This window comes from Burkholderia ubonensis subsp. mesacidophila (assembly GCF_002097715.1).
Classification (GTDB): Bacteria; Pseudomonadota; Gammaproteobacteria; order Burkholderiales; family Burkholderiaceae; genus Burkholderia; species Burkholderia mesacidophila.
The window spans coordinates 1,954,467-1,978,880 of the sequence record NZ_CP020738.1 but is presented as its reverse complement, the minus strand read 5'-3'; the positions used below and the strand labels follow the sequence as shown (position 1 = coordinate 1,978,880).

Sequence of the window (24,414 nt, the reverse complement as noted above, 5' to 3'; positions counted from 1 at the left end):
ATTCCATGTATCGGAGCGCGTTGATGAACACATTGCAACTTCTCGTCCTTGCCGCGATCTGGGGAGCGTCCTTCCTGTTCATGCGCATGGGCGCGCCGCAATTCGGCGTTGTTCCGCTGATCGCGCTCAGGGTGGGAATTGCAACCGTACTGTTGCTACCCGTATTGCGTAGCCCGGACGCAAGGAAGGAATTCAAGTCGCATGTCGTGCCGCTGTTTGTCGTCGGCATCGTCAATTCGGCCATTCCGTTCTGCCTGCTCACTTATGCGGCGCTTTACCTGTCGGCCGGTACGGACTCCATCCTGAATGCGACAACACCGCTATGGACCGCGATCGTCGCGTATTGCTGGCTGCGCGTTCCGCTGACGAGACTACAGGCCGTTGGGCTGGGGCTCGGCTTTCTCGGCGTGATCGTGCTGGCGGGCGTGGAAATCGGCGCAGGCACGGGCGGGGTATTCGGCGCGGTCGCTGCCGCGATGCTGGCAACCCTGTCGTATGGGTTCGCCGGCAATTATTCGAAGCGGAAACTGGCGGGCGTCAGGCCATTCGTGTCTGCCTTCGGGAGCCAGCTGTTCGCCACGCTCGCACTCGCGCCTTTCGCGCTGGCACGCTGGCCGAGTTCGCCGATTCAGCCGTCCGCATGGTTGGCCGTCGGGTTGCTGGGCGCCGTGTGTACGGGCTTGGCGTACATTTTGTACTTTGGCTTGATACGAAACGCGGGGGCGCAGTACGCCGCGTCGGTGACGTTCCTGATCCCGATCTTCGGTGTTGTCTGGGGCGCGATCTTCCTGCGCGAAACGATTGCCGTCCAGGCCGTAGCCGGGTGCGTGATCATTCTCTTCGGTACGGCGCTGGCGACGGGAAAGATCAAGGGGCCGATGACGACCGCCGCGCGCGGATCACGACAGTAGCTCGATCTGCCCGGCGCTTGCGCGTATTTCTCCGGTCAGCCAGTCACGGAAGGCTGCAATCTTCCATTCGCCCTGCCGCGCTTCGCTGCAGACGATGTAATAGGCGAACTCGGTTGGCCACGATCGCTCCAGCACGCGAACCAGTCGTCCTGCCGCAATCTCGTCCTTGGCATAGATGTCCCTGACAAGCGCAATGCCTTGCGCCGAGACGGCGGCCTTGATCAGCAAGGTATCCTCGCTGAAGCTGGCGCCTCTTTGTGCGCGCGCGTCGTCGACGCCATGCGCACGAAGCCACAGTGTCCAGTCGGAGCGATCGGCGTCTTGCAGCAACGGATAGGACAAGCAGTCCGCAGGCTGCTCGATGCGTTTTGCCGGATCGAGCAGGTGCGGACTGCATACGGGCCATAGCTCCGGGGTCCAGATTCGGAACGACGCATGGCCCGGATAGTTGCCTAGCCCGTGCCGGACGGCGACGTCGACATAATCCCTGCGCAGATCGACCAGCTGGGCACGCGTCTCGATGGTGGTTTCGATCTCCGGGTATTCGGCCGCGAAAGCGCCGAGGCGCGGCACCAGCCACGTGTTCGCGAATGATGCGGTGGTCGTCACCGCGAGGCGAACGATTTGCCGATTCGCGACGTGAATGTTCGACCACGCTGCCTCGATCTCCTTGAAGCCACCGACCAGTTGATCGAACAGCGCACGACCGGTGCTCGTCAATTCGATCGCCCTGACACTTCTCTCGAACAGGCGCACGGTCAGCCTGTCCTCCAGGTTCCTGACGTGCTGACTGACGGCTCCCGGGGAAATGCAAAGCAGGTCGGCCGCTTGCTTCATGCTGCCGCATCGCGCCACCTCGACAAACGTGTGCAATGCCGCCAGGGGGAGTGACTTGGCCATCTGTTTGCCCAACGTGTTGAACCGCGGAGGATTGCTCGGAAGCCGGACCTGCATGACCCGGCGAGTCGTCGAATTATCGCCGAAGCGCAATGCATATCCCGCCGCCGCACAAACAAAAAGCCGCTCCGGAGAGCGGCTTGACGAAGAGACGGGCGGGCCCCAAGCCCGCCGCAACCTCAATCGTCCAGCAGCGACAGATCGCGCACCGCGCCCTTGTCGGCCGACATCACCAGCTTCGCGTACGCCTTGAGCGCGGCGGACACCTTGCGCGGACGCGGCTTGACCGGCTTCCAGCCCTTGGCGTTTTGTTCCTCGCGGCGGCGCGCCAGTTCCTCGTCGGACAGCAGCACGTCGATCGTGCGGTTCGGAATGTCAATGCGGATCCGGTCGCCGTCGCGCACGAGGCCGATCGCGCCGCCGGCCGCCGCTTCGGGCGAGCAGTGGCCGATCGACAGGCCCGACGTGCCGCCCGAGAAGCGGCCGTCCGTCAGCAGCGCGCAGGCCTTGCCGAGGCCCTTGGACTTGATGTAGCTCGTCGGGTAGAGCATCTCCTGCATGCCGGGGCCGCCCTTCGGGCCTTCGTAGCGCACGATCACCACGTCGCCGGCCTTGACCTTGTCGTTGAGGATGTTCTCGACCGCCTCGTCCTGCGACTCGGTGACGTGGGCCGTGCCCTCGAACACGAGAATGCTCTCGTCGACGCCGGCGGTCTTCACCACGCAGCCGTCGAGCGCGATGTTGCCCGTCAGCACCGCCAGGCCGCCTTCCTTCGAGAACGCGTGCTCGTACGAGCGGATGCAGCCTTCGGCGCGGTCGAGGTCCAGGCTCGGCCAGCGCGTATCCTGGCTGAACGCGACCTGCGTCGGAATGCCGGCCGGGCCGGCCAGGTAGAAGGTCTTGACGGCTTCGTCCTGCGTGCGGGTGATGTCCCACTGGTCCAGCGCGTCCTTGAGCGATGCGGCATGCACCGTGGGCACGTCGGTGTGCAGCTTGCCGGCGCGCTCGAGCTCGCCGAGGATCGCCATGATGCCGCCCGCGCGGTGCACGTCCTCGATGTGGTACTTGTTGGTGTTGGGCGCGACCTTGCACAGCTGCGGCACGATGCGCGACAGGCGGTCGATGTCGGTCATCGTGAATTCGATGCCCGCTTCGCGCGCGATCGCCAGCAGGTGCAGGATCGTGTTGGTCGAACCGCCCATCGCGATGTCCAGCGTCATCGCGTTCTCGAATGCCTTGAAGCCCACCGAGCGCGGCAGGATGCGTTCGTTTTCCTGTTCGTAGTATTCGCGGGTCAGCTCGACGATGCGGCGGCCGGCGCGCTTGAAGAGCTGCTCGCGGTCCGCGTGCGTGGCCACGACCGTGCCGTTGCCCGGCAGCGACAGGCCGAGCGCCTCGGTCAGGCAGTTCATCGAGTTGGCCGTAAACATGCCCGAGCACGAGCCGCAGGTGGGGCACGCGGAGCGTTCGACCTCGGCCACGTCGGCGTCGGAATAGGCCTGATCGGCCGCGATCACCATCGCGTCGACCAGGTCGAGCTTCTTGAGCTCGACCGTCTTGGTGACGGGATTGGCGAGGCGCGTCTTGCCGGCTTCCATCGGGCCGCCGGACACGAAGATCACCGGGATGTTGAGGCGCATCGCGGCCATCAGCATGCCGGGGGTGATCTTGTCGCAGTTGGAGATGCACACCATCGCGTCGGCGCAGTGCGCGTTGACCATGTATTCGACCGAGTCCGCGATGATGTCGCGGCTGGGCAGCGAATACAGCATGCCGTCGTGGCCCATCGCGATGCCGTCGTCGACTGCGATGGTGTTGAATTCCTTGGCGACGCCGCCCGCGGCCTCGATCTCGCGCGCGACGAGCTGGCCGAGGTCCTTCAGGTGCACGTGGCCGGGCACGAACTGGGTAAACGAATTGACCACCGCGATGATCGGCTTCGAGAAGTCATCGTCTTTCATGCCGGTGGCGCGCCACAGGGAGCGTGCTCCCGCCATGTTGCGGCCGGCGGTGGAGGTTTTGGAACGGTATGCGGGCATTGTGGTTGCTGGTGAAATTTCGATCGCAGAAAGGAAGCGGGCCTTGCGGGTAAGGGCCACTCGCGCCCGTGCGAACAACCTCTTGAGCTGCGCTGTGGGCAAACCGGGGGATTATCCCATAGCCGGTGGCGTGAGGGCGGGGAAGGCGTCGCCGGGCCCTGACGCACGGTTCGATGGTCCGGATCAGGGAGCGCGACGGGTGTTCGAAATCAGTTTCGTGTCTGGGGATGGCGGGCGCGAACCGGCCCGACGCGGCCATCGGGTCGCACGTATCGCGTCGTTCTTGCTCAAGAGCCGATTTCTTCAATTCGTTGCATCGACGGGGTGAATCCGCAGCCGACAACGGTCAATCGTTTCAGCGGCCGGCGCATATTTGCACATATTCGATTCGTAAATAAACATCTATTTAAAAATCCTCGCGGGAAATTTTCGGAAGTCGGCGCGCGACGACGCCATGGACTCGCTTGCGGTGTTCGAACTGTATGAAAAATCAGGGTGACGCCGGATGATCCGTAGTCTAATTTGATAAAAAATGCCGAATCGGCATAAATGCTTTGGGTCGATGCGAGTGATTGAAAATCGAAAAATATAAATTCGACCGATTTGCAAAAAACAATGATTTTGTTGGCAGCGGAACGAATTGTTCCGCTTCTCGCGCCAATCCGGACGGTTCACGGGGGACACATGTCGAACACAGTTGATTCCGGCAAGCCATTCGGCAACCTGTTCAGCCGTCTCGGCGGCAAGGCGGCGCGGGTGCACGACATCGACAGCGCAAGGTTCGGCATCGAGCAGATCGTGCGGCAAGGCGAGGGCAGCGTTCCCGAGACGCAGCCGATGATTCCCGACAGCCCGCGGGGAGCCTGCAACCATTACGGCCAGCCCCGAAGAACGTACGGCTGAACGACACGCATAACGACTGTGGCCGGTGCGGCGCCGTCGTGGGCGTCAAGCGGGGGGGCGAAAAGAGAAGGTCATTCAAATAGTTAGGTTAACGAAGCTAGTGAAAAATCGAGGAGACTGACATGGCAGAGTTCATATTGACTTCGGTATCCGGAACGATTCTGGAGCAGCGTGGCGTCGACCATTTGGGACCCTTGCGGGATCTGGTCGGGACTTGGAAAGGAACCGGGTTCAACCAGATCTGGCGGCCGCACCGGATCAAGGGGGGCGGATCGGGATACGGGGGGCGGCCGGGCAGCAATCAGGACCGGTTCCTGGAGTTGAACGAAACGCTCGAGACGATCGAATTCAAGGAGATTCCCGGCGAGATTCCGAATCGCGGCCTGCTGCAGGCCGATATCAACCTGTATGGCCTGACCTATATGCAGGAAGTGTCGGATGCGTACGCCACCGCCCCCGGGCAGCCTCCCGGCGCCCATCCGGGCATCCATCTCGAGCCCGGAATCTGGCTCCACGTTCCGCTGACCACGGATCCGGCGAACGCCCAGACGGTCGCCCGCCTCGCGACCATTCCGCACGGCACGTCGATCCTGATGCAGGGCCGCGTGTTTCCGCCGTTCAATGCGCCGCCGTCGTTCGCACACGAAAGCATCGTGCCGTTTCCGATCGGCAATCCGGGCCACACGTTCCCGCCGGGCGATTTTCCGGAAATGAACCTGTCCATTCCGTCCGCGTTCCGCACGCCGCCCCAGGACATTCCGAACGTCACGCAGGCGTGGGTCGACAACCCGAACGTCGTCCTGCAAAACGGGCTCGCAGGCAAGCACGTCATCTCCACGACGACGCTGCACATCGAGACGAAGTCGGCGCAGATCACGGGGGGCGGCACGTCCAATATCTCGTTTCTGCAGGGCGCCGCGGGCGGGCCGAATGCCGACGCGGCGCGCGTCGACGCGACCTTCTGGATCGAAACGGTCCAGTTGCCCGACGGCGCGAGAAAGCGCCAGCTTCAGTACACGCAGCGGGTGATCCTCGACTTCAACGGGCTGAGCTGGCCGCATGTCTCGGTGGCCACGCTCGAGAAGATCTGACTATCGAAGGCGGCAGCCGGGGCCGCGTGCAGACGACCGCATGCGGCGCCCGGCCCGACTCACCATGAACATGCACTGGCCCTTGCCCCATGGGATCTGGGTCGTCGTACGCGACGCGATTTGTCACGTGTGGACGATGATGGGTGAACTGTCGATGACGAAAGAGCGGAGGTGATGCAATGGCGCTGGACCCAGCAAACGGCTTTCCCCGAACCCCACCGGCCTATGCGGAGCATGCCGGGGACGCGAACCGGCAGGCGGCGCAGTTCGCGCTCGACCTCGATGCGGCGATGCGCGTGAACTATGCGGCCAATATCGAACGGATCGGCGAGAACATCTATCCGCTGCTGTACGCCGAAGCGACGTTCGACGGCGGACGCTACACGCTTCAGGTCGACGATCACACGACCTACGCATGGCAGGACATCGACCTGGTCTACGAACAGGCGAAGGCGATCGCGCATGTTCCGCTCGGGATTTTTTCGATCCTGTCCGGCTACGGGATGTATTCGCGGGACCGGCAGTGGCAGCCGGCGCTGCAGGCGTATCTGGAGCAGGTGAGGCCGGTGTTGCAGCATCTCGGCCAGCTTTCGCTGGTCGGCTTTGCGAAGAGTGCGTCCCACGCGATTCTGACCGAGTCGATCAGGTTCATGGAGTCCACCCTCAGTAGCGGCGCGTTCACGCTCGACGGATTTTCGGCCTATGCACGGCCGCTGGCGGATGCGATCCAGCTCAACATGAGCACGGCGGCGGCGTCCCAGGTCGCCACGATGAGCAAGGTGCTCGACGACTGGAAGGCCGCGCTGGGCGAGGCCAGGTGGGATCAGCTGTATGTCGTGGTGTCGGCGCTCTGGACGCTGTCGAGAGAGAACGCGCACGAGCTGATCATCAAGGCGACCATGAAGCCGGAGCGACGGGAAACGAACGTGATCGTGTCGGAGGCTGTCCCGACGCTCGCGGCTGCCCGGAACCTGCTGGGCCGGATCGTCGGCGACCGCGTGATGGCGGAGCAGGTGTTCGATCCGAATGGCAAGCGCGAGCAGAAGGAAGACATCTATTCGCTGTCCACGCGGCGCGACCTGCTGTCCCAGGCAGTGGAGTCGATCTTGCGCAAGAACCGTCCGTCCGAATTCGCGGCCGGCTGTCCGCACGTGGGCTGAAGCGCATTCGCCGCCCGCGCGGAGCGGGAATTTCTTTCGAGGAGCAACCATGACCACCGGAACCCAAGCCGTCCAGCCGCGCTGGGCGCGCGATTACGTATTCGACGCGATGCGCGACATCGGCATCCATTACATCTTCGGCGTGCCGGGCACCAACGAGATTCCGATCATCGACGGGACGTCCTACCCGGAGAACCAGGTCGAGTACATCGAGTGCCTGCACGAGAACATCGCGATCGGCGCCGCGATGGGCTCGGCGCGGATGACCAACAAGCCGGGTGTCGCGGTGGTGCACGTGACGCCGGGCATCGCGCACGCGGTCGGCAACCTGTTCAACGCCGCGCGCTCGCAGGTGCCGCTCGTGATCCTGTGCTGCCAGCAGCAGAACGAGCTGGTGACCCAGGAGCCGCTGCTCGCGTCCAATCTGGTCGAGATCGCGCGGCAATACACGAAGTGGGCGCACGAGGTGCGCACGGCCGAAGAGCTGCCGCTCGTGCTGCAGCGTGCGTTCAAGGAGGCGATGTCGCCGCCCAACGGGCCGGTGTTCGTGTCGATTCCATGGGAATTCACGATGCGCCGCATCGGCGACGCGGACCGCCTGCCCGGCATCACACGGATCTCGCCGCACTTCACCGCCGATGCCGACGCGATACGCGAAGCAGCGATGCTGCTCGCCCAGGCCCGCAATCCGATCATCGTCGGCGGCGACGCGGTCGGCTACGCCGGCGCATGGCACGAGCTGCAGCAACTGGCGGAGCTGATCGGCGCGCCGGTGCTGCTGCAATCGTTCAGCAGCCTCGCCAATTTTCCGAACGACGACTATCACTGGCAGGGCGAGTTGCCGGGCGCCCAGCAGGGCGTCCAGAAGACCTTTGCCGGGCACGACGTCGCGTTTCTGGTCGGCTTCAGCAACCAGGCGCAGGTTGCCGTCTTCAAGTATTCGGACGGTCCGCTGATTCCGCCGGGCGTCAGGCAGGTCTACCTGAGCAACAACACGTGGGATATCGGCAAGAACTTCTATGGCGAGTCGGCCCTGTTCGGCGACATCAAGACGACGTTGCCGCTCGTCAGCGACATCGTGCGCCAGCATCGTCCCGCCGGCGCCGACGCGCGCAACGACCGGCTGCGCGTGCTCGACGCCAGCCGGCGCGTCGCGTGGGACCAGTACCTTGCGACGGCGATGACGAAGGACGAGATCTGGTCGGTGGTCGTCGCCGACGCGCTGCGTCGCGAAATCCAGGCGCGCGGCCTCGGCAGGAAGTTCGTCTACGTGCACGAGGCCGTGTCCGATTCCGCGCCGTTCCAGTACCTGCTGCCGCTCGGCACCGAGAGCGCGGCGCCGATCAGCTACTACTGCGTCGGCGGCGGCTCGCTCGGCTGGTCGATGCCGGCCTCGCTCGGCATCAAGCTCGAGCGGGACGGCTGGCAGAGCGTCGAGACTAGCCTCGTCGTCAACGCGGTCGGCGACGGCTCGTCGCTGTTCTATCCGCAGACCTGGTGGACCGCCGGTCATCACGACCTCGGGGTGCTCTACATCGTCACCAACAACCACGAGTACCACACGCTGCAGCTCGGGCTGCAGCAGGTAATCAACGCGTACGGTTCGTCGCCCGACTACGGCTGGACGCCGAAGACGGATGATCCCGATTACCTGCGCATTCACCGGCCCGCGCCCGACTTCGTGTCGATCGCGAAGGCGCTGGGCGGCGCCGAGGGCGAAATCGTGGCGCTTCCGCAGAACGTGCGCGCCGCCGTGAAGCGCGGCATCGACCATGTGCTGCTGAAGCGCCAGCCGTACGTCCTCGACGTGCGCACCGCCGGCGACCCGCCGCCGACGCCGCCCACTGCCGCAGCGGCCCGCGCGAAGGCGATGCAGCGCTACATCGAGCAGCCGCCGCTCGACGTGTTCCACGAGGAGGCGTTGAGCGCGCTCGGCGCGAACGGCGAGGGGACGCCGACGCCGAACCTGCGCGTGATCTTCTGACCGAGGCGGCCGCCGACGGCGGCCGGGTTTGCATCGAAGCAAGCGCATTGCGCGCGGAGAACCATCCACCCGTATCAGACAACAGGAGGAAGGAGATCATGGCTGACGAACTGATCGACATCGCGATCGTGGGCGCAGGGGTATCGGGCGTATATAGCGCGTGGCGCCTTCAGCAGGCCGACTCGCGACGCAAGATCGTCGTATTCGAAGGCAGCGATCGCATCGGCGGCCGGCTGCTCTCGGTCAAGCCGCCGGGTATCGACGACATGGTGGCGGAGCTCGGGGGGATGCGCATCCTGCCGGAGAGGCAGCCGCTGATCAAGAACCTGATCGACACGCTCAACCCGATCCTGCCGCAGAGCCAGCATATCGACCTCTACAAATTTCCGGTCGACGAGCCGGTCAACCTTGCGTATCTGCGCGGCGTCCATCTGCGGCTGTCGGATTTCACGCAGGAGCCGGCGAAGGTGCCGTACCGGCTGTCGTTCCGCGACCGTGGGGAGACGGCAGGCGCCATCATCATCAACGCGCTCGAGCAGATCGTGCCCGGCGTCACCGCAAAGGGGCTGACCGAGGACCAGCGCCGGCAGATGGCGCAGCAGGCCAGCTTCGGCGGCGTGCCGCTCTACAGGCAGGGCTTCTGGAACGTGCTGTTGCGCGTCATCGACGGCGAGGCGTACCAGCTCGGCGTCGACGCCGGCGGCTACAACACGACCCTGACCAACTGGAACGCGGCGGACGCGATTCCGTGGTTCCTGTCCGACTTCGGCACTGGCGCGTCGTACATGGGCTTCACGAAGGGCTTCCAGGAAGTGCCGAAGTCGGTGGCGGGGCTCTTCATGCAGGCAGGTGGGGACGTGCGGTTCGGCGCGACGGTCGCCGGTCTCGAATGGGTCGACGGCGCGTTCGAATTCCACGCGCAGGGCAAGCGGATCCGCGCCCGCCAGGTGATTCTGGCGATGCCGCGGCGGTCGATCGACCTGCTCGCGCAAAGCAGCGCGATGCTCGAGGAAATCGGCGGATTGACGTCGAGCGTCACGCCGCGGCCGCTGTTCAAGCTCTTCACGACGTACGCGAACCCGTGGTGGCGGGTGTCGGGCTATACGCGGAAGTCGGAGGCCGGCGAGCCGGAGTACGTGCCGGTGGAGCTGGGCAGGTCGGTGACGGACCTGCCGGTGCGGCAGGTGTACTACTGGCCGAAGTCGGATGGGACGGCTGCGACCGGCGGGCCGTCGATGCTGCTTGCGAGCTACGACGACGGCACCAACGTCGGGTTCTGGGACGGCTTGCGGCCTCGGCGCCATCAGGCGCGGCAAGCCGGCCGCGAAGTGGCGGAGCTGGCGGATCCGTTCATCGGCGCGGACGCCGACCAGGCCGACGAGCTGCCGTGGTTCCGGTATCAGGCGCCGCGGCGGATGGTGGCCGAGGCGGCCCGGCAACTCGCGACGGTTCACGGGCTGTCGCATACGCCGGAAGTCAGGAACGCGGCGTTCCGGGATTGGGGCGACGATCCGTACGGCGGCGGATGGAACAGCTGGAATATCGGCGTGAAGAGCTGGGAGGTGAAGCACAAGATCGTGCAGCCGATCGACGGCAAGCCGCTGTTCATCTGCGGGGAAGCGTATTCGGATGCGCAGGGGTGGGTGGAGGGCGCGTTGCAGACTGCCGATTTCGTGCTGGCGAAGTTTGGGATCGGGGCGTTGTGAGCGGGGTGGGTGAGTTTTGACGGCGGCGGGGGCGGGCGGGGCGCCACGCCCCCGCCCGCTGCAGGTCGAGCCGTGCGTTGATCCGCTGGAAGCCAGCGCCGAGGTGACGGGGGGCAGCGATTTCGGTCTGCGCCTGTCGTCGCGTCAGAGCATCGACGTGCTGGGGCCGTTAAGCATCGTGCTGCGCAACGCACCTACTATCCGGGGTGCCCTGAACGATCTGATTCGTTGCCTGTTCGTGCATAGCCGGGCATCGCCATGCGGCTGTTTGCGGGAGACAAATACGACCTGCGTGCCGTATCGATGCCGCACGAACCCGTCGTCAGCCGCGCGGTGTACGAGCGTTTCTTCGGGGCGAGGCTGCTGAATCTGAACCTCCACCCTCGTGCGTTGCCATGCGCCAGGCAGGCCCTTGCTGCGCAGCTTAAGCGGCCGCTCAGCATGCGCGAGCTTTCCGCAGAAAATAATCTATCGATCTTCCTTGAATGTAAGTTATAGCCTGCTATTTTTAATGAAGCTCGGGCGAGCATCGAAGCCAGAAATGCATCACGGGGAGACACGCTTGTGTCAGCTTCGCTGTGACGTTTCTCGTGTGAAAGCGAACCACTTCCAACGTTGACGAACAGAAGGAGAAATACGATGGAAACTCACGACGGCTCCAGCAATGATGAAGGAAAGAAAGTCGAGTTCGAGCTTTCGCCGGACGATTTGAAAGCCATAGCGTCTGGCAAGTCAGTGCAAATTTCAAGCGCCAAGTTCTTTGGAAAAACCACCTTTACGATAGAGAACGCGCCCATTCCAAAAAGCATCACCGACGCAGTGACGATTCGCCTGGAGATCGATGGGAAAAAGAGCCCGGGCGGCCAGTAAACATGACCACCGTTGCGTCTTTCGTTTGCGGATTTGTCGGCGAGCATCTCGCGCGTTCGGATGGATCAGCGCGAGATGTTTACTCGAATGTGCTTGCACAGGCCCTTGCGGGCAACGATCCCCCGTATGCCAAGGGGTGGTTCGGCAACGACTTCAGGCGACGCTCGCGAGACCAGGAATGGCTGATCTCGCTTCTGCTCTCGAATGTCGATATGGAAGGATACAGTGCTGGCCGGCTGTGGGAATACGGCGCCCGCATCGGACAGGTTGCGATGGCGCGGGGAATACAAAAGCATGCCTGTGACGAGGCGAAGCATTCACGAATGTTCGCGCGAATCGCTTTCAGCACGTTTCCCCGTATTGAAACCGAGCAGCTTCGCGACAGGCTGCGGGGTTGCGCACCGGCATTGAACCTGACGACGCCCGCTGCGAACGGAGTGGGCGAATCGCATGATTTCGAGGAACTGCTGAATTCCCTGATACTGATAAATTTATTTGAGATCAGAGCCCTTTTCCTCGAGAAGCTTCTAACGCCGGTCCTTTTTGCCCATGCCCCTGAGGCAAGCCGAGGATATCTGGAGCGAGCGATGGCGATCATCGTGTGGGACGAAGTCGGTCATATACGCTACACCGCTGATTTTCTTGCTGATCTCGCCAATCAGGGATATGAAGAGCAAATCATCGTGTCGATGCGAGAATTCCAGTCCGTGCTCAACAGGTTGACGGAAAAGGAAATGGACGAAGACTCAAGGACGAATTCTTCATTTCTCTGAGCGGTTCGGGGACGACAAAATGTTCAAGCGTTGCTTTGCAAGAGCGAGTCATGTGCTTGCCGAAACGGAACTTTCCAGGCTCAAAGAGGGCATCCTGAACAGCGAGTATCTTGGGCCGAGTCCGCTGGGCAAGGAGTTCGTCAACAGCAAAGGCTTCTCGATCGTATTCCGTCGGGAGTGGATCGACATGGTCGAGCATCGCTTTCCGTACCTGCGACCTTTCCTTGACTGTGCACTGTTCGAGGCCTGCAATGCCTTCTATATCAACCCCCTGATTCTGGAAGGCTCATCACGAGTCGATCCACACATCGATTGCCGGCTGATCGGAAACGGGAATGTCAGACTGATACCGAACCTCGTCAGCATCTTATATGTCGACGTTCCGCGCGATGCAGTCGGAGGAAGCCTGGTTTTGAACGTCGGCAGCGAAAGCGAAATCGTCGTGCAACCCGAACGTAACGAAATCATTCATTTCCTTGGAAATCTCGTCCATACCGTCACTGAGCTTCGGACCTCCTGTATGAGAATGAGTGTGGTCTGCGAGCAATACAACCTGGCTGACGACAGCCTGGCGGATTTTCCCGCATTCTCCGTGCTCACTGACTGCCGGACCACGCCTCGCGTGGCGGTTGCGACATAGTGCGCTCGCGGTTTGATTGACCGGGGTGGCCGTGCAACTGACCGCTCGACAATGGTGGACGCACGCATGACATGAGGTGAAACATGGCTTGGTTTCGCGTTGAGACAAGTCAAGACCGGTTCCGCCGCGCATTGGCGATTACGCCGGCGCGGCTGGTTCTTCGAGGGCGGGTTGTCACGATGGACGATGCGGCGACCGTCATTCCGGATGGCGTTGTCGCGATCGAGGACGACAAGATCGTGCACACCGGTCCGGCAGACCAGCCACTCGCGGCAACATTCGAGAGTGCACCGATCGTTGAGACGGGAGGGACCATTTATCCCGGCTTGTTCGAGTTGCACAACCACCCCGCCTACAACGCCATTCCCCTTTGGTCCGTCTCGACCCGATTCCCTGATCGACAGGTCTGGCGCAGCGCCGCCGATTACAAGCGACATGTTTCCTCTCCCGCGGCACTGCTGACGCACGACCCAACGTCGGAGAACGCAAAGGCCGTGGTTCGATTCGTCGAATGCCGCGCGTTGCTTGGCGGCGTCACGACGACACAGGGACTTTCGCTGGGCACGATGGCCAGTGCGACGGTGGAGTCGTATCGGGGGCTCGTGCGAAACATCGAGCTTCCCGACGATCCGGCCTGGCCTTCAGCCGTGGATCAGATCAACGACTTCGGGTCGCAAGCCGAAGCCGAGCAGAAATACGGACGGATGCTGACCGATCCAAGCCATGCGTTTTTGATGCACGTATCGGAGGGAACCGATGAGAATGCCCGCAGCGTCTTCGACTACCTCGAGCGTCCCGATGGAAGCTGGCTGATTGGGAAGAACTTCATCGGCATCCATTGCACCGCGCTCGACAAAGCGCGGATTCAGGTTATGCGCGCCAGCGGCGGCCTCGTGTGGTCCCCATTGAGCAATTTCCTGCTGTATGGAGCGACGACGGACATTGCAACCTTCAAGGAAGCGGGCGTGCCGTTCGCGCTGGGCTCGGATTGGGCGCCGAGTGGCACCAAGAATCTGCTTGGGGAGTTGAAGGTTGCCAAGGCAGTGAGCAAGCAAGAGGGAACGATTTTCAGCGATTTGGAACTGGTCCGTTCAGTGACGTCGAGGTCCGCCAGCATGGTCGGGTGGGGAAGCGCGCTGGGGAGCATCGCTGCCGGAAAGGTTGCCGACCTGCTGATCGTCGATACGCTGGACAAGGATCCGTATGCGAATCTGATCAACGCGACGGAAAAGGATATCGTGGCCGTCCTTATTGGCGGCCGCCCACGCGCCGGCCGCGCGTCGATACTCGATCCGCAGACTGCCGGTGTCGAGCAAGTCCATGTCGCCGGTCAGGATCTGGTTCTCGATTTAACTGTCAGCCCGACTCATCCGCTCGCAAGCATGAGTTTCGCGGAGGCCACGAAGACGCTGAGCTATTCGCTGGAGCACCTGCCCGATCTCGCGTCTCGATTCTCCGGCGACCGGGCCTTGTTCGCAGAGAGTCAGTCGTTGTTTGTGCGGCTTGAAATGGACGAGGAATATGCTCGCGAATTGGTGACAGGGGTACGACCCATTGGTCCTGGTGATGTCGACCCCATGGAGCTCGATCCGATCACGTCGATAGACGACTCGACGTTCAGACAACGCATTCTGGCCAACCCCAATCTGCCCGAATGGCTGAGAGCAGCGTTGTGAGGGCCATGACCTCAAGTATCAGGGTTGGCGTTTGCCGCGGCCACCAGCGGGTTTGCCCGCCGGCTTACGTGAACCCGCAGCTGGCTTGCCGGCGGGTTTGCTGCGTGGCTTTTGCACGCTGAATGGGCTACCGCTGGACAAGCTTGTTCCTTTACCCGCGGCCACATCGCGCTGCGCCGCAGGCTTGCGCTTGTTTTCGCCATTTTGCGGGCGGGGCTTTTTGTCGAGCACCTGCTTGGCGCCCGTCGCAGCCGGCGGCACTTTGGGCTTCTTGGGTTTTTTGGGTTTCTTGATGATCTGGCCCGTCGCGCTGGTTTGCGGCACGCGGTGTTCGGCTTCAAAACCCGGCTCTTCTTCACGGGGCAGCGTTTGCCGGATCAGCGCTTCAATCGCGGCCAGTTGCGGTGCTTCATCGGCACACACGAGGGACACCGCCACACCACTGGCGCCTGCGCGGCCGGTACGGCCAATACGGTGCACATAGTCTTGCGCCACGATCGGCAGATCAACGTTGATCACCAGCGGCAGGTCGTCGATATCCAGCCCGCGCGCAGCCACATCGGTGGCGACCAGCATATTGACTTCGCCCGTCTTGAAGCGCTCCAGCGCACGCAGGCGCGCGGGTTGCGGTTTGTCGCCGTGGATGGTGTCGACCGCATAGCCCGCGTCATCCAGCATGGCCGCCAGGTAATCCACGCCAATGCGGGTTTTGACGAACACCAGCGCGTGCTCCCAGTTGTTCTCGGCGACAAGGTGCATGAAGAGGTCAGGCTTGTTCCTCTTATCCACCGGCACCACCCACTGCTTGATCTTGCTGGCCGTGGCATTGGGCGGGCTGACGCTGATATTGACCGGGCCGCGCAGAATGCCCGCCGCCATGGCGCGGATATCATCGGAAAACGTGGCAGAGAACAGCAGGGTCTGGCGCTGAGCGGGCAAGGCAGCAAAGACGGCGTCGAGTTCGCGAGCAAAGCCCAGATCCAGCATGCGGTCGGCTTCATCCAGCACCAGCGTTCGTACTTGATCAAACTGCACTGCGTTCTGGCGATTGAGATCCAGCAAACGGCCCGGCGTGGCAACGAGCACATCCACGCCTTTGCGCAACTTCATCATCTGCGGGTTGATGCTCACGCCGCCGTAGGCGGCCAGAAATCGCAAATCGAGGCCTTTACCGTAAGCGATAAAGCTTTGCAGCACTTGTTCAGCCAGTTCACGCGTGGGCACCAGCACCAGAACCCGCGCGCGGTTGCTGGACACCGCCGGGCCGTGTTGCACCAGCCGTTGCAACAGCGGCAGCGCAAAACCCGCCGTCTTGCCAGTGCCGGTTTGTGCGGCAGCCATGACGTCCTTGCCACCGAGCACGGCAGGAATCGCCTTGGCCTGCACCGGCGTAGGCGCCTGGTAATTGAGGTCCTGCACATTGCGCAGCAAGGGATCGATCAGGCCGAGCGAGGCAAAAGACATTGGCGAATTCCGGGCTAAAACCGCAATTCTAGCGGTTACCGCCTGATTGCACCGCGCAGATCAATGGTCAAGGTCGCCTTTCCGACTCCGGCTGCACCCGACGCGCAACCGACCGACTGATGATGGTTTGCGATACGCCAAAGCATGCGCGGCGTATCACCTAAACTACAGAACCAACGGACCCGGCCGTTCCTTCACGGCCATCCCGTCGGCTCTCCCGTCATGGCGCACATCTTCTTCGCTGCCTCGATCCAGCGACACATCGCAACGCCCGAGCGCGAGATCGACGCGCGCACGCTCGGCGCAGCGCTCGAAGCCGTCTTCGCCGCGCAGCCGCGATTGCGCGGCTACATCCTCGACGACCAGGGCTCGCTGCGAGCGCATCTTGCCGTGTTTGTCGACGGCCAGCGGATTCGCGACCGACAACATTTGTCCGATGCACTCGGCGAAGAAAGCCGGGTGTACGTCGTACAGGCTTTGTCAGGCGGATAAAGGGAGCCATCGTTACCCGAAGACGAAGAGGCACACGGAATGAACGATCGATTGCTAGTCGCGACCCGCAAGGGTCTGTTCGTTCTACAGGCCGACGGCAACGGCGGCTGGACGCTCGGCGACCCGCATTTCGTCGGCGAGCCGGTCAGCATGGTGCTGCCTGATCCGCGCGACGGATCGCTGTACGCGGCGCTCAATCTCGGCCACTTCGGCGTGAAGCTGCATCGCCGGCGTGCGGGCGCGGCGGATTGGGAGGAGTGCGCAGTCCCCGTGTACCCGCCGCAGCCTCCCGACGAAGCGCGTACCGATGGCAATGCGAACGCGAGCACGAACGCAAATGCGGATGCGGACAACGCAACCGGCAACGCCGCCCCCGTTCCGCCATCGCCTCCCTGGACGCTCCAGCAAATCTGGTCGCTCGAAACCGGCGGCCCGGACGAACCCGGCGTCCTGTGGGCTGGCACGATCCCCGGCGGGCTGTTCCGTTCCGACGACGGCGGCGACACGTGGACGCTCAACCGCGCGCTCTGGGATCGCCCCGAGCGCCGCGAATGGTTCGGCGGCGGCTACGACGCACCGGGCATCCATTCCGTGATGGTCGATCCGCGCAACAGCCGGCACGTGTCGATCGGCGTGTCGTGCGGCGGCGTCTGGCAGACCGACGACGGCGGCGCGACCTGGCGCGTGAGCGCCGACGGCATGGAGGCCGACTACATGCCGCCGGAACGGCGCGGCGATGCGAACGTGCAGGACCCGCACCGCGTCGTGCAATGCGTGGCCAACCCGGACGTGCTGTGGACGCAGCATCACTGCGCGATCTTCCGCTCGACCGACGGCGCGGCGCACTGGCAGCGGATCGAGGCGCAGCCGTCGAGCTTCGGCTTCGCGGTCGCCGTGCACCCGCGCGAGCCGGACACCGCCTGGTTCGTGCCCGCCGTGAAAGACGCGTGCCGGATTCCGGTGAACGGCCAGTTCGTCGTCACGCGCACGCGCGACAGCGGACGCACGTTCGAGCGTTTCTCGCACGGATTGCCGCCGGCGCCGGCCTATGACCTCGTGTATCGGCATGGGCTCGCGGTGGACGACTCCGGCACGTGCCTGGCGATGGGATCGACCACCGGCGCGCTATGGACATCCGATGACGGCGGCGAAAGCTGGCGGTTGATTTCCGCGCATTTGCCGCCGGTTTATTGCGTGCGGTTCGGATGAGGGCGGGTGAACGCGTTGACGGCTGAATTGGCGCTTCATCGCCGCCGCAGGTTGACGCGACGCCACCCGGCCATGTTGACGCTGTCGCCGTCACCCACCTAACATCAGACAAAACGATCACGAGCATTCAAACATGAGAGCGACCCTTGTCATCGTAGTAGGCAGTCGGCGCATGGTCCGGTAGCGGCACCAGGCCGGTACCCCGTGCGCCCCCGACTCAGTCGGGGGTTTTTTTTTGCCCGAAGCCACCTTGCTTTCGATCGACGATGCCGACGACTCCCGAATCCTCGCCACCCAAGCTCGTCACGCTGATCCTGCTGTGCGCGGTATCGGTGCTGCCCGTGAGCCTGTTCCTGCCATCGCTGCCGAACATCGCGCGCACGTTCGCTACCGACTACGCGCTCGTCAGCCTGTCGCTCGCGGGATACGCGGCCGTCGCCGCAACGCTCGAACTGGTCATGGGGCCGCTGTCGGACCGCTTTGGACGGCGGCCGATCGTGCTGGCCGGCCTTGCGGTCTTCGTCGTCGGGTCGGTCGGCTGCGCGCTGGCCACCGACGTCCGGATTTTCCTGGCTTGCCGGGTGCTTCAGGCGGGCATTACGTCGGGCTATCCGATCTCGATGGCCGTGATCCGGGACACGGCGGGCAAGGAGCGGGCGGCGAGCCGGATCGGCTATGCCGCGATGGCGGCGGCGATCGCCCCGATGCTCGGTCCCATGGTGGGCGGCGCGCTGGACGAAGCGTGCGGCTGGCGCGCGAGCTTCTGGTTTCTCGCGGTAGCCGGCGCCGCGCTGTTCGCGTGGTGCTGGCGCGACCTCCGCGAGACCAACTTGAATCCGTCGGACACGTTGAGGCGGCAAGTCCGTGCGTATCCGGCGCTGCTTCGCGCACGGCGCTTCTGGGCCTATGCGTCGTGCATGGCGTTCTCGACGGGCACCTTCTATGCGTTCCTGGCCGGTGCGCCGCTGGCCGCGAAAGCGGTATTCGGCATCCCGCCGGCGACGATCGGCTTCTACATGGGGAGCGTCACGGCCGGATTCATGTTCGGCAGTTTTCTGTCCGGCCGGTACGCGGGGCGCTGCTCGAGCGCGACGATCATCGTCACGGGGCGCATCATCGCGTGTGCCGGCCCGCTGATCGGTCTCGCACTGTACTTCTGCGGCGTCCGGCACGTCTTCGCGTTGTTCGGGCCGTGCCTGCTGGTCGGCGTGGGCAACGGTCTGACGAATCCGTGCGCCCATGCCGGCGTGCTGTCGGTGCGGCCCGACCTCGCGGGAAGTGCTTCCGGCCTCGCCGGCGCGATGACCATCGCGGGCGGCGCCGCGCTGTCGTCGGTGACGGGCGCAGTGCTGACCGACGGCAATGCGGATTATGCGTCGCTCGGCATGATGCTGGCGTCGTCCACGCTCGCGCTGCTGGCGGCGGCGTACGCGCGCTCACTGGATGCGCGCGATGGCCTGCGATGATTGATGCCGATTCGCACGCCCGCTCGGGTCGGCTGGTTTCGGTCCGGATCCAAGCGGGCGCATCGGCGAACGTTGCGCTTACGCCTTCGTCCCCACCACGAACTCGAACTGCGCCACCCCATCGACCCCGCCGGTCACGCGGTCGCCCGGCTGCAGCGCGCCGACGCCCGCCGGCGTGCCGGTGAGGATCAGGTCACCCGCCTTCAGCTCGACCGAGCGCGACACCGCCGCGATGATGTCCTGCACCGGCCAGATCATGTCGGCGAGGTCGCCTTGCTGCCGGGTTTCGCCGTTGACCGCCAGCCAGATGCGGCCCGCCGCCGGATGACCGGTCGCGGTGGCCGGCCGCAGCGCGGTCACCGGGCCCGCCGCGTCGAAGGCCTTCGCCCAGTCCCACGGCCGGCTGAGCTTCTTCGCTTCGGCCTGCAGGTCGCGGCGCGTCAGGTCGACGCCGACGCCGTAGCCCCACACGTGCGACAGCGCGTCGGCCGGGTCGATCGCGCGTCCGCCTCGGCCGATCGCGACCACGAGCTCGATTTCGTGGTGCAGGTCGCTCGTCAGCGGCGGATACGGGACGGCGCCGGCCGCCGGCACGATCGCATCGGCCGGCTTCATGAAGAAGAACGGCGGCTCGCGGGTCGGATCGGCGCCCATCTCGCGCGCGTGCTCGGCGTAGTTGCGGCCGACGCAGAACACGCGGCGCAGCGCAAAGCGCGCGGACGACTGGTCGACTGCGACGGAAGGACGCTCGGGAGCGTCGATGACGTATTCGGACATCGGGTGGCCTCGTTCGGGTTGAAGATGCAGCCGGCGCGCGCATTGCGCGGCGGCCGGTATGCATGAACGATACTCGACGCGCGTTGCGCCGGATGCTACGCAACTGCGTATTTCCGGGACAAAACTACGCGTCGCCGTCCGGCAGTGCGGCGTTCGCATCGCGATACGCCTTCGGCGACACGCCGACCCGCGCGCGGAACCGCCGCGCGAAATACCCCTCGTCGCGGAAGCCGACCGCGCGCGCGATCTCGGCGATGCGCCGGCTGGTGTGCGCGAGCAGCGACTGCGCGAGCGCGATGCGGCGCTCGGTCACGAGATCGGTGAACGTGCTGCCGGTCTCCTTGCGGACCAGGTGCGCGAGATAGTTCGGCGACAGGAACGCGGCCTCGGCGGTGGCGGCGAGGGTCAGGTCTTCGCGGGTCAGGTTCGCGCGCACGTGGCGCAGCACGCGCGCGAGCGCGTCGCGCCGGCCCGCGCGGTGCGCGCCGCGCTGCGCGAGCTTGTCGAGCGCGCCGGCGTACTGCGTGCAGACGAGCCCGATCAGCTGCAGCAGATAGCCGCGCAAGAGCGTCGTCGAGCCGAACGTGCGGACGCGGTCGGCGTCGATCATGCACAGCGCGAGACGGCGCGCCTCCTCGAACGTGTCGCCGGTCAGGATGAAATCCAGATGCTCCTGGAAGCGGAACGGCGTCAGCTCGGGAAAGCGGTGCGCGGGCACGTCCTCGAGGTCGAGCGGATCGACGTCGAGATCGGCGCGCAGGAACGCCTGGCTGAAGTTGATCACGATGAAGTGCGCGCCTCCCGGATGCGGAATCAGGTGCTCGCGGTACGGCAGCACGAACGCGAGCGCGCCGCGCGGAAACGGCCGCGTGACGCCGCCGATGCGCTGCTCGGTGTCGCCGCCGAGGTTGAACTGGACCTGGAAGTACGCGTGCCGGTGCGGCTCGGTGATCGCCTGGCGCGACGCCTGGTCGCGGATGTAGAAATCGAGCCGGTCGCTGCGTTCGGGCATCCCGTACAGGCGCGGCGGGGCGAAGGAGGACATGACGGATTCAGCAATTCGTGACGCGGATGGAGCCGCGATGGTACAGCGAACGCGGCGCGGCCGGAACGGGCCGCGCCGGCGTGGTACGTCACGCGGCGGCCGCGTCCGGGAAGAACCCGAGGTAGCGGAACGGCCGCGCGTCGGCCGCGCTCGCCGTCAGCCCGGCCGCGGCGCCCGTCGACGCAAGGGCGTCCACGGTCGCCGCGCGATTGGACAGCAGCGTCCATTGCGCGTCCGCGTCACTCACGGATGGCACGGTGCGCACGCCGTTCAGCGCGGCGAGCAGCGCGTCCGGCGGCGGCGCATGGATCACGAAACCCTCGTTCGCGACCGCCGCCGTGGCGACACCGAGCGCCATGCACACCTGCGCGCGCAGCGGCGCCTCGGCCACGTTCGCCGCGCGCGAGCGCTCGACGTTGCGGCGCGTGTCGTCGTCGACGATCACGCCGCCGCGCAGCAGCGGCGTCGTGCGCCACGCGTCGGGCGGACAGCCTTTGCCTTCCGGCGACAGCGCGACGAACGGATTGATTTCGGCGGGATAGATCCGGCACACGAGCGGCCGTTCGTCGTAGATCCCGCAGCGCATGTCGGCCTGCAGGTTCGGGCACGGTCCCGCGTAGGACGCGGTGAGCACGGTCGTCACGCGCACCGGCAGCGCGCCGCTGAGCGCGGGCGTCGAGCGGGCCCGCTTGTATGCGGCGAAAGCGTTGTCCGGTTCGGGTTCGACGGGCCACGGGATCGCGTCGCACAGCAGCTCCACGCGGCCGCCGCGTTGCAGCCACGTGATCGCTTCGTCGATCGTCAGCATGAGGCGCAGGTCATGGCAGCACTTGCCGCAAGCCGTGCACGCGAAATCGATGTCGTTCACTCAGGGTTCCTGGTTGGATTCGGGGTTTGGATCACGGCTGGACGAGGGAGGCGACCCGGCGGCGCAGTTCCGGCACGACGTCGTCGTCAAACCACGGATGGTGCTTGAACCATCCGGTGTTGCGCGGCGACGGATGCGGCAGCGGCAGCACCGCCGGGCCGTAGTCGCGCCACGCGCGCACGGTGTCCGTCAGCGTCGCCTTGCGCGTGTCGCGCAGGAAATGCCGCTGCGCGTACTGGCCGACCAGCAGCGTCAGGCGGATCGCCGGCAGCTCCGCGAGCAGGCGGTCGAGCCACAGTGGCGCGCATTCGGGGCGCGGCGGGTTGTCGCCGCTCGCGCCGCGGCCCGGATAGCAGAAGCCCATCGGCACGATCGCGAAGCGCGACGCGTCGTAGAACGTGTCGGCGTCGACGCCGAGCCAGTCGCGCAAGCGCTTGCCGCTCGCGTCGTCCCACGGGATGCCGCTCGCGTGCACGCGCGCGCCGGGCGCCTGCCCGACGATCAGGATGCGGGCGTCGCGGTGCGCGCGCAGCACGGGGCGCGGGCCGAGCGGCAGCTCGGCTTCGCACGCGCGGCACGCTCGGATTTCGGCAAGCAGCGCGTCGAGCGGCGCATGCGTTCGTTTCGGCATCGGGGACAGGCAGGTTGCGGGCGGCGCGTCGCTTCGGGCAGGCGCGCCGGGAGCCGGGGACGGGCGCATCGACCCAATGTTCGTCGGATCATCCGTCCGGGAACCGGCCCGGGAATGCGTTCCCGAACCCGCGAATCATCCGGCGTGCGTCGCGCCCGTTTCGGCGACGGCAGCATCATACATCGCGGTTTGCGCGATCGCAGCAACGAGCGCCCGGTCGTCCTGCGCGCCGTCGAACATGCCCCAGCGCCGGTACTGCGACAGGAACCACAGGCCGTCGTCGGCGCACGGCCGGTTCACCGTGCCGTTCGCATGAAACGCGACCGGCAGCGGCGGCGCGGCGAACGGCCCCGCGCCGTAGTCGCCGAGCAGGCGCGGCGCGATCAGCGCGGCCGGCACGCCGATCGCGTCCGGCGACGCGAGCCAGTCCGCGGCTTCGCGGCGGTGCGCGGGGCTGTCGAGCCATGCGCACGCGTCGACGAGCGTGCGGATCAGCGCGCGCGCGGCGTTCGGATACAGCTCGGCGAAGTCGCGCCGGCACGCGAGCGCCTTCTCCGGATGATCGGGCCAGACCTCGCTCGTCGCGGCGACGGTGCGGCCCGCGCGGCACGCTTCGGCGACCGCATGCCACGGCTCGCCCGCGCAAAAGCCGTCGAGCTCGCCTTGCGCGAGCGCGGCGACCATCTCGGGCGGCGGAATCACGACGCTGCGGATCTCGCGCAGCGGATCGACGCCGTGCGACGCGAGCCAGTGATAGAGCCACATCGCGTGCGTGCCGGTCGGGAAGGTCTGCGCGAACACCGGCGGGCGGCCGAGCGTCGCGAGCGCGTCGCGCAGGTTGCCGCGCGCGCGGTACGCGTCGGCGAGCGGCCCGGAGAACGTGATCGCCTGGCCGTTGCGGTTCAGCACCATCAGCACGGCCATGTCGGCCTGCGGGCTGCCGATGCCGAGCTGCATCCCGCAGACGAGACCGTACAGCGCATGCGCGGCGTCGAGCTCGCCGGACAGCAGCTTGTCGCGCACCGCGGCCCACGACGGCTGGCGGCTCAGTTCGAGCGTGAGGCCGTGGCGCGCGCCGAGGCCGAGGCGCTGCGCGACGATCAGCGGGGCGGCGTCGCTCAGTGCGACGAAGCCGAGACGGAGATGCGCGCGTTCCGGCGCGGCGGCGGTCGAAGGGGGCATGGCGGTGACGGTCATGGTTGAGGGTCGGCCGCGAGCACCTGGCGCGCGGCGTCGACGATGCGGATGCCCTGGTCCATCGCGCACTTGCGCAGCGTCGCGTACGCGTCGTGCTCGGACAGGTGGCGGCGGTCCATCAGCAGGCGTTTCGCGCGATCGATCAGCTTGCGGTCGGCGAGTTCGCGCTCGACGTCGGCGAGCCGCCGGCGCAGCGCGTCGTCGTGCGAGAAGCGGGCGAGCGCGACCTCGAGGATCGGCGCGAGCCGCTCGGCGGACAGCCCTTCGACGAGATACGCGCTGACCCCCGCGCCGACCGCCGCGCGGATCAGCGTCTGGTTGGCGTCAGGGCTGAACATCAGCACCGGGCGGGGCGCGGTCGCGTTCATTACGGCGAGCTGCTCGAGCGTGTCGCGCGACGGCGATTCGGTGTCGATGATCACGACGTCGGGCCGCTGCGCCTCGACGGCGGCCGGCAGTCGCGCCGGCGTCGCCACTTCGTTCAGCATCTCGTAGCCGAGGCGCGCGAGCGCATCGCGCAGGTCGCCGATCGGTTTCTGCGTATCGGTGACGAGCAGCACGCGCAGCCTGGCGTGGGTAGCGGACGCACTCATGATGCAAGCCGATGAAACTGGA

General features: G+C 65.3%; 23 protein-coding genes. 14 read left to right on the top strand and 9 right to left on the bottom strand.

What is annotated here, in order from left to right:
- Nucleotides 1–23 precede the first annotated feature (23 nt).
- On the top strand, nucleotides 24–911 hold the full coding sequence (locus B7P44_RS26270) for a DMT family transporter (RefSeq protein ID WP_084910034.1): 888 nt from the start codon (nucleotides 24–26) through the stop codon (nucleotides 909–911).
- Here the strand turns inward: B7P44_RS26270 and B7P44_RS26265 are convergent.
- Together B7P44_RS26265 and ilvD are read right to left on the bottom strand one after the other, a co-directional pair.
- A complete protein-coding gene (locus B7P44_RS26265; protein WP_084910033.1) occupies nucleotides 900–1,811 on the bottom strand; it encodes a LysR substrate-binding domain-containing protein in 912 nt (303 codons plus the stop codon). The two genes, B7P44_RS26270 and B7P44_RS26265, sit on opposite strands and share 12 nt — an antisense overlap.
- A 176-nt stretch (nucleotides 1,812–1,987) precedes the next feature.
- Nucleotides 1,988–3,847 (bottom strand): dihydroxy-acid dehydratase, encoded by a 1,860-nt coding sequence (gene ilvD, locus B7P44_RS26260; protein ID WP_084908844.1) that lies wholly within the window; start codon nucleotides 3,845–3,847, stop codon nucleotides 1,988–1,990.
- Nucleotides 3,848–4,531: 684 nt separating this feature from the next.
- On the opposite strand from ilvD, the gene B7P44_RS26255 reads away from it, so the two are divergent.
- The 10 genes from B7P44_RS26255 to B7P44_RS26210 all read left to right on the top strand — a co-directional run bounded on the left by B7P44_RS26255 (nucleotide 4,532) and on the right by B7P44_RS26210 (nucleotide 14,650).
- Nucleotides 4,532–4,750: a hypothetical protein gene (locus B7P44_RS26255; protein WP_084908843.1), complete on the top strand. Its 219-nt coding sequence runs from the start codon at nucleotides 4,532–4,534 to the stop codon at nucleotides 4,748–4,750.
- Nucleotides 4,751–4,872: 122 nt separating this feature from the next.
- Entirely contained in the window at nucleotides 4,873–5,841 is a 969-nt protein-coding gene (locus B7P44_RS26250; protein ID WP_133117915.1) for a heme-binding protein, read from the top strand.
- Nucleotides 5,842–6,020: 179 nt separating this feature from the next.
- Nucleotides 6,021–7,001: a hypothetical protein gene (locus B7P44_RS26245; RefSeq protein ID WP_084908841.1), complete on the top strand. Its 981-nt coding sequence runs from the start codon at nucleotides 6,021–6,023 to the stop codon at nucleotides 6,999–7,001.
- Nucleotides 7,002–7,050: 49 nt separating this feature from the next.
- Nucleotides 7,051–8,985 (top strand): thiamine pyrophosphate-binding protein, encoded by a 1,935-nt coding sequence (locus tag B7P44_RS26240; protein ID WP_084908840.1) that lies wholly within the window; start codon nucleotides 7,051–7,053, stop codon nucleotides 8,983–8,985.
- Between the two features lie 98 nt (nucleotides 8,986–9,083).
- Nucleotides 9,084–10,691, top strand: coding sequence for a flavin monoamine oxidase family protein (locus B7P44_RS26235; protein ID WP_084908839.1), 1,608 nt, complete (start codon nucleotides 9,084–9,086; stop codon nucleotides 10,689–10,691).
- A gap of 103 nt (nucleotides 10,692–10,794) precedes the next feature.
- Complete coding sequence (locus B7P44_RS26230) at nucleotides 10,795–11,058, top strand: AraC family transcriptional regulator ligand-binding domain-containing protein (RefSeq protein ID WP_231716845.1); 264 nt, start codon at nucleotides 10,795–10,797, stop codon at nucleotides 11,056–11,058.
- A 272-nt stretch (nucleotides 11,059–11,330) separates the two neighbouring features.
- Entirely contained in the window at nucleotides 11,331–11,561 is a 231-nt protein-coding gene (locus B7P44_RS26225) for a hypothetical protein (protein WP_084908837.1), read from the top strand.
- A 2-nt stretch (nucleotides 11,562–11,563) separates the two neighbouring features.
- Nucleotides 11,564–12,334: a hypothetical protein gene (locus B7P44_RS26220; RefSeq protein WP_084908836.1), complete on the top strand. Its 771-nt coding sequence runs from the start codon at nucleotides 11,564–11,566 to the stop codon at nucleotides 12,332–12,334.
- Nucleotides 12,335–12,353: 19 nt separating this feature from the next.
- Complete coding sequence (locus tag B7P44_RS26215; RefSeq protein ID WP_133117914.1) at nucleotides 12,354–12,974, top strand: 2OG-Fe(II) oxygenase; 621 nt, start codon at nucleotides 12,354–12,356, stop codon at nucleotides 12,972–12,974.
- An 83-nt stretch (nucleotides 12,975–13,057) separates the two neighbouring features.
- Nucleotides 13,058–14,650 carry an amidohydrolase family protein gene (locus B7P44_RS26210; RefSeq protein ID WP_084908834.1) on the top strand — a complete coding sequence of 531 codons (1,593 nt, stop codon included), beginning with the start codon at nucleotides 13,058–13,060 and terminating at the stop codon, nucleotides 14,648–14,650.
- A gap of 18 nt (nucleotides 14,651–14,668) precedes the next feature.
- Here B7P44_RS26210 and B7P44_RS26205 read toward each other — a convergent pair whose 3' ends face one another.
- Complete coding sequence (locus tag B7P44_RS26205; protein WP_084908833.1) at nucleotides 14,669–16,114, bottom strand: DEAD/DEAH box helicase; 1,446 nt, start codon at nucleotides 16,112–16,114, stop codon at nucleotides 14,669–14,671.
- Between the two features lie 222 nt (nucleotides 16,115–16,336).
- Here B7P44_RS26205 and B7P44_RS26200 point away from each other — a divergent pair, with 222 nt between their 5' ends.
- The 3 genes from B7P44_RS26200 to B7P44_RS26190 all read left to right on the top strand — a co-directional run bounded on the left by B7P44_RS26200 (nucleotide 16,337) and on the right by B7P44_RS26190 (nucleotide 19,281).
- A complete protein-coding gene (locus B7P44_RS26200; protein WP_084908832.1) occupies nucleotides 16,337–16,606 on the top strand; it encodes a MoaD/ThiS family protein in 270 nt (89 codons plus the stop codon).
- Nucleotides 16,607–16,645: 39 nt separating this feature from the next.
- Entirely contained in the window at nucleotides 16,646–17,815 is a 1,170-nt protein-coding gene (locus B7P44_RS26195) for a WD40/YVTN/BNR-like repeat-containing protein (RefSeq protein ID WP_084908831.1), read from the top strand.
- A 266-nt stretch (nucleotides 17,816–18,081) separates the two neighbouring features.
- Nucleotides 18,082–19,281: a multidrug effflux MFS transporter gene (locus B7P44_RS26190; RefSeq protein ID WP_084908830.1), complete on the top strand. Its 1,200-nt coding sequence runs from the start codon at nucleotides 18,082–18,084 to the stop codon at nucleotides 19,279–19,281.
- A gap of 78 nt (nucleotides 19,282–19,359) precedes the next feature.
- On the opposite strand, the gene B7P44_RS26185 is transcribed toward B7P44_RS26190, so the two are convergent.
- From B7P44_RS26185 to B7P44_RS26160, 6 genes are all read right to left on the bottom strand, one after another.
- Nucleotides 19,360–20,058, bottom strand: coding sequence for a fumarylacetoacetate hydrolase family protein (locus tag B7P44_RS26185; RefSeq protein ID WP_084908829.1), 699 nt, complete (start codon nucleotides 20,056–20,058; stop codon nucleotides 19,360–19,362).
- Nucleotides 20,059–20,182: 124 nt separating this feature from the next.
- Nucleotides 20,183–21,103: a helix-turn-helix transcriptional regulator gene (locus B7P44_RS26180; protein WP_084908828.1), complete on the bottom strand. Its 921-nt coding sequence runs from the start codon at nucleotides 21,101–21,103 to the stop codon at nucleotides 20,183–20,185.
- An 88-nt stretch (nucleotides 21,104–21,191) separates the two neighbouring features.
- The gene (locus B7P44_RS26175; protein WP_084908827.1) at nucleotides 21,192–21,971 is read right to left on the bottom strand and encodes a YkgJ family cysteine cluster protein; all 780 of its coding nucleotides are present in this window, start codon (nucleotides 21,969–21,971) and stop codon (nucleotides 21,192–21,194) included.
- A gap of 31 nt (nucleotides 21,972–22,002) precedes the next feature.
- Nucleotides 22,003–22,602, bottom strand: a complete 600-nt coding sequence (locus B7P44_RS26170; protein ID WP_084908826.1) for a uracil-DNA glycosylase family protein — start codon at nucleotides 22,600–22,602, stop codon at nucleotides 22,003–22,005.
- Nucleotides 22,603–22,737: 135 nt separating this feature from the next.
- On the bottom strand, nucleotides 22,738–23,784 hold the full coding sequence (locus B7P44_RS26165; RefSeq protein WP_084910032.1) for a CmpA/NrtA family ABC transporter substrate-binding protein: 1,047 nt from the start codon (nucleotides 23,782–23,784) through the stop codon (nucleotides 22,738–22,740).
- Nucleotides 23,785–23,795: 11 nt separating this feature from the next.
- A complete protein-coding gene (locus B7P44_RS26160; RefSeq protein WP_084908825.1) occupies nucleotides 23,796–24,392 on the bottom strand; it encodes an ANTAR domain-containing response regulator in 597 nt (198 codons plus the stop codon).
- Nucleotides 24,393–24,414: the final 22 nt, after the last annotated feature.

Coding starts and splice junctions, on each gene's coding strand:
- ilvD (WP_084908844.1), bottom strand. CDS start 3,847: ATGCCCGCATACCGTTCCAAAACCTCCACCGCCGGCCGCAACATGGCG.
- B7P44_RS26235 (WP_084908839.1), top strand. CDS start 9,084: ATGGCTGACGAACTGATCGACATCGCGATCGTGGGCGCAGGGGTATCG.
- B7P44_RS26160 (WP_084908825.1), bottom strand. CDS start 24,392: ATGAGTGCGTCCGCTACCCACGCCAGGCTGCGCGTGCTGCTCGTCACC.
- B7P44_RS26240 (WP_084908840.1), top strand. CDS start 7,051: ATGACCACCGGAACCCAAGCCGTCCAGCCGCGCTGGGCGCGCGATTAC.
- B7P44_RS26270 (WP_084910034.1), top strand. CDS start 24: ATGAACACATTGCAACTTCTCGTCCTTGCCGCGATCTGGGGAGCGTCC.
- B7P44_RS26170 (WP_084908826.1), bottom strand. CDS start 22,602: ATGCCGAAACGAACGCATGCGCCGCTCGACGCGCTGCTTGCCGAAATC.
- B7P44_RS26215 (WP_133117914.1), top strand. CDS start 12,354: ATGTTCAAGCGTTGCTTTGCAAGAGCGAGTCATGTGCTTGCCGAAACG.
- B7P44_RS26180 (WP_084908828.1), bottom strand. CDS start 21,103: ATGTCCTCCTTCGCCCCGCCGCGCCTGTACGGGATGCCCGAACGCAGC.
- B7P44_RS26265 (WP_084910033.1), bottom strand. CDS start 1,811: ATGGCCAAGTCACTCCCCCTGGCGGCATTGCACACGTTTGTCGAGGTG.
- B7P44_RS26220 (WP_084908836.1), top strand. CDS start 11,564: ATGACCACCGTTGCGTCTTTCGTTTGCGGATTTGTCGGCGAGCATCTC.
- B7P44_RS26255 (WP_084908843.1), top strand. CDS start 4,532: ATGTCGAACACAGTTGATTCCGGCAAGCCATTCGGCAACCTGTTCAGC.
- B7P44_RS26185 (WP_084908829.1), bottom strand. CDS start 20,058: ATGTCCGAATACGTCATCGACGCTCCCGAGCGTCCTTCCGTCGCAGTC.
- B7P44_RS26250 (WP_133117915.1), top strand. CDS start 4,873: ATGGCAGAGTTCATATTGACTTCGGTATCCGGAACGATTCTGGAGCAG.
- B7P44_RS26245 (WP_084908841.1), top strand. CDS start 6,021: ATGGCGCTGGACCCAGCAAACGGCTTTCCCCGAACCCCACCGGCCTAT.
- B7P44_RS26190 (WP_084908830.1), top strand. CDS start 18,082: ATGCCGACGACTCCCGAATCCTCGCCACCCAAGCTCGTCACGCTGATC.
- B7P44_RS26225 (WP_084908837.1), top strand. CDS start 11,331: ATGGAAACTCACGACGGCTCCAGCAATGATGAAGGAAAGAAAGTCGAG.
- B7P44_RS26165 (WP_084910032.1), bottom strand. CDS start 23,784: ATGCCCCCTTCGACCGCCGCCGCGCCGGAACGCGCGCATCTCCGTCTC.
- B7P44_RS26195 (WP_084908831.1), top strand. CDS start 16,646: ATGAACGATCGATTGCTAGTCGCGACCCGCAAGGGTCTGTTCGTTCTA.
- B7P44_RS26205 (WP_084908833.1), bottom strand. CDS start 16,114: ATGTCTTTTGCCTCGCTCGGCCTGATCGATCCCTTGCTGCGCAATGTG.
- B7P44_RS26210 (WP_084908834.1), top strand. CDS start 13,058: ATGGCTTGGTTTCGCGTTGAGACAAGTCAAGACCGGTTCCGCCGCGCA.
- B7P44_RS26200 (WP_084908832.1), top strand. CDS start 16,337: ATGGCGCACATCTTCTTCGCTGCCTCGATCCAGCGACACATCGCAACG.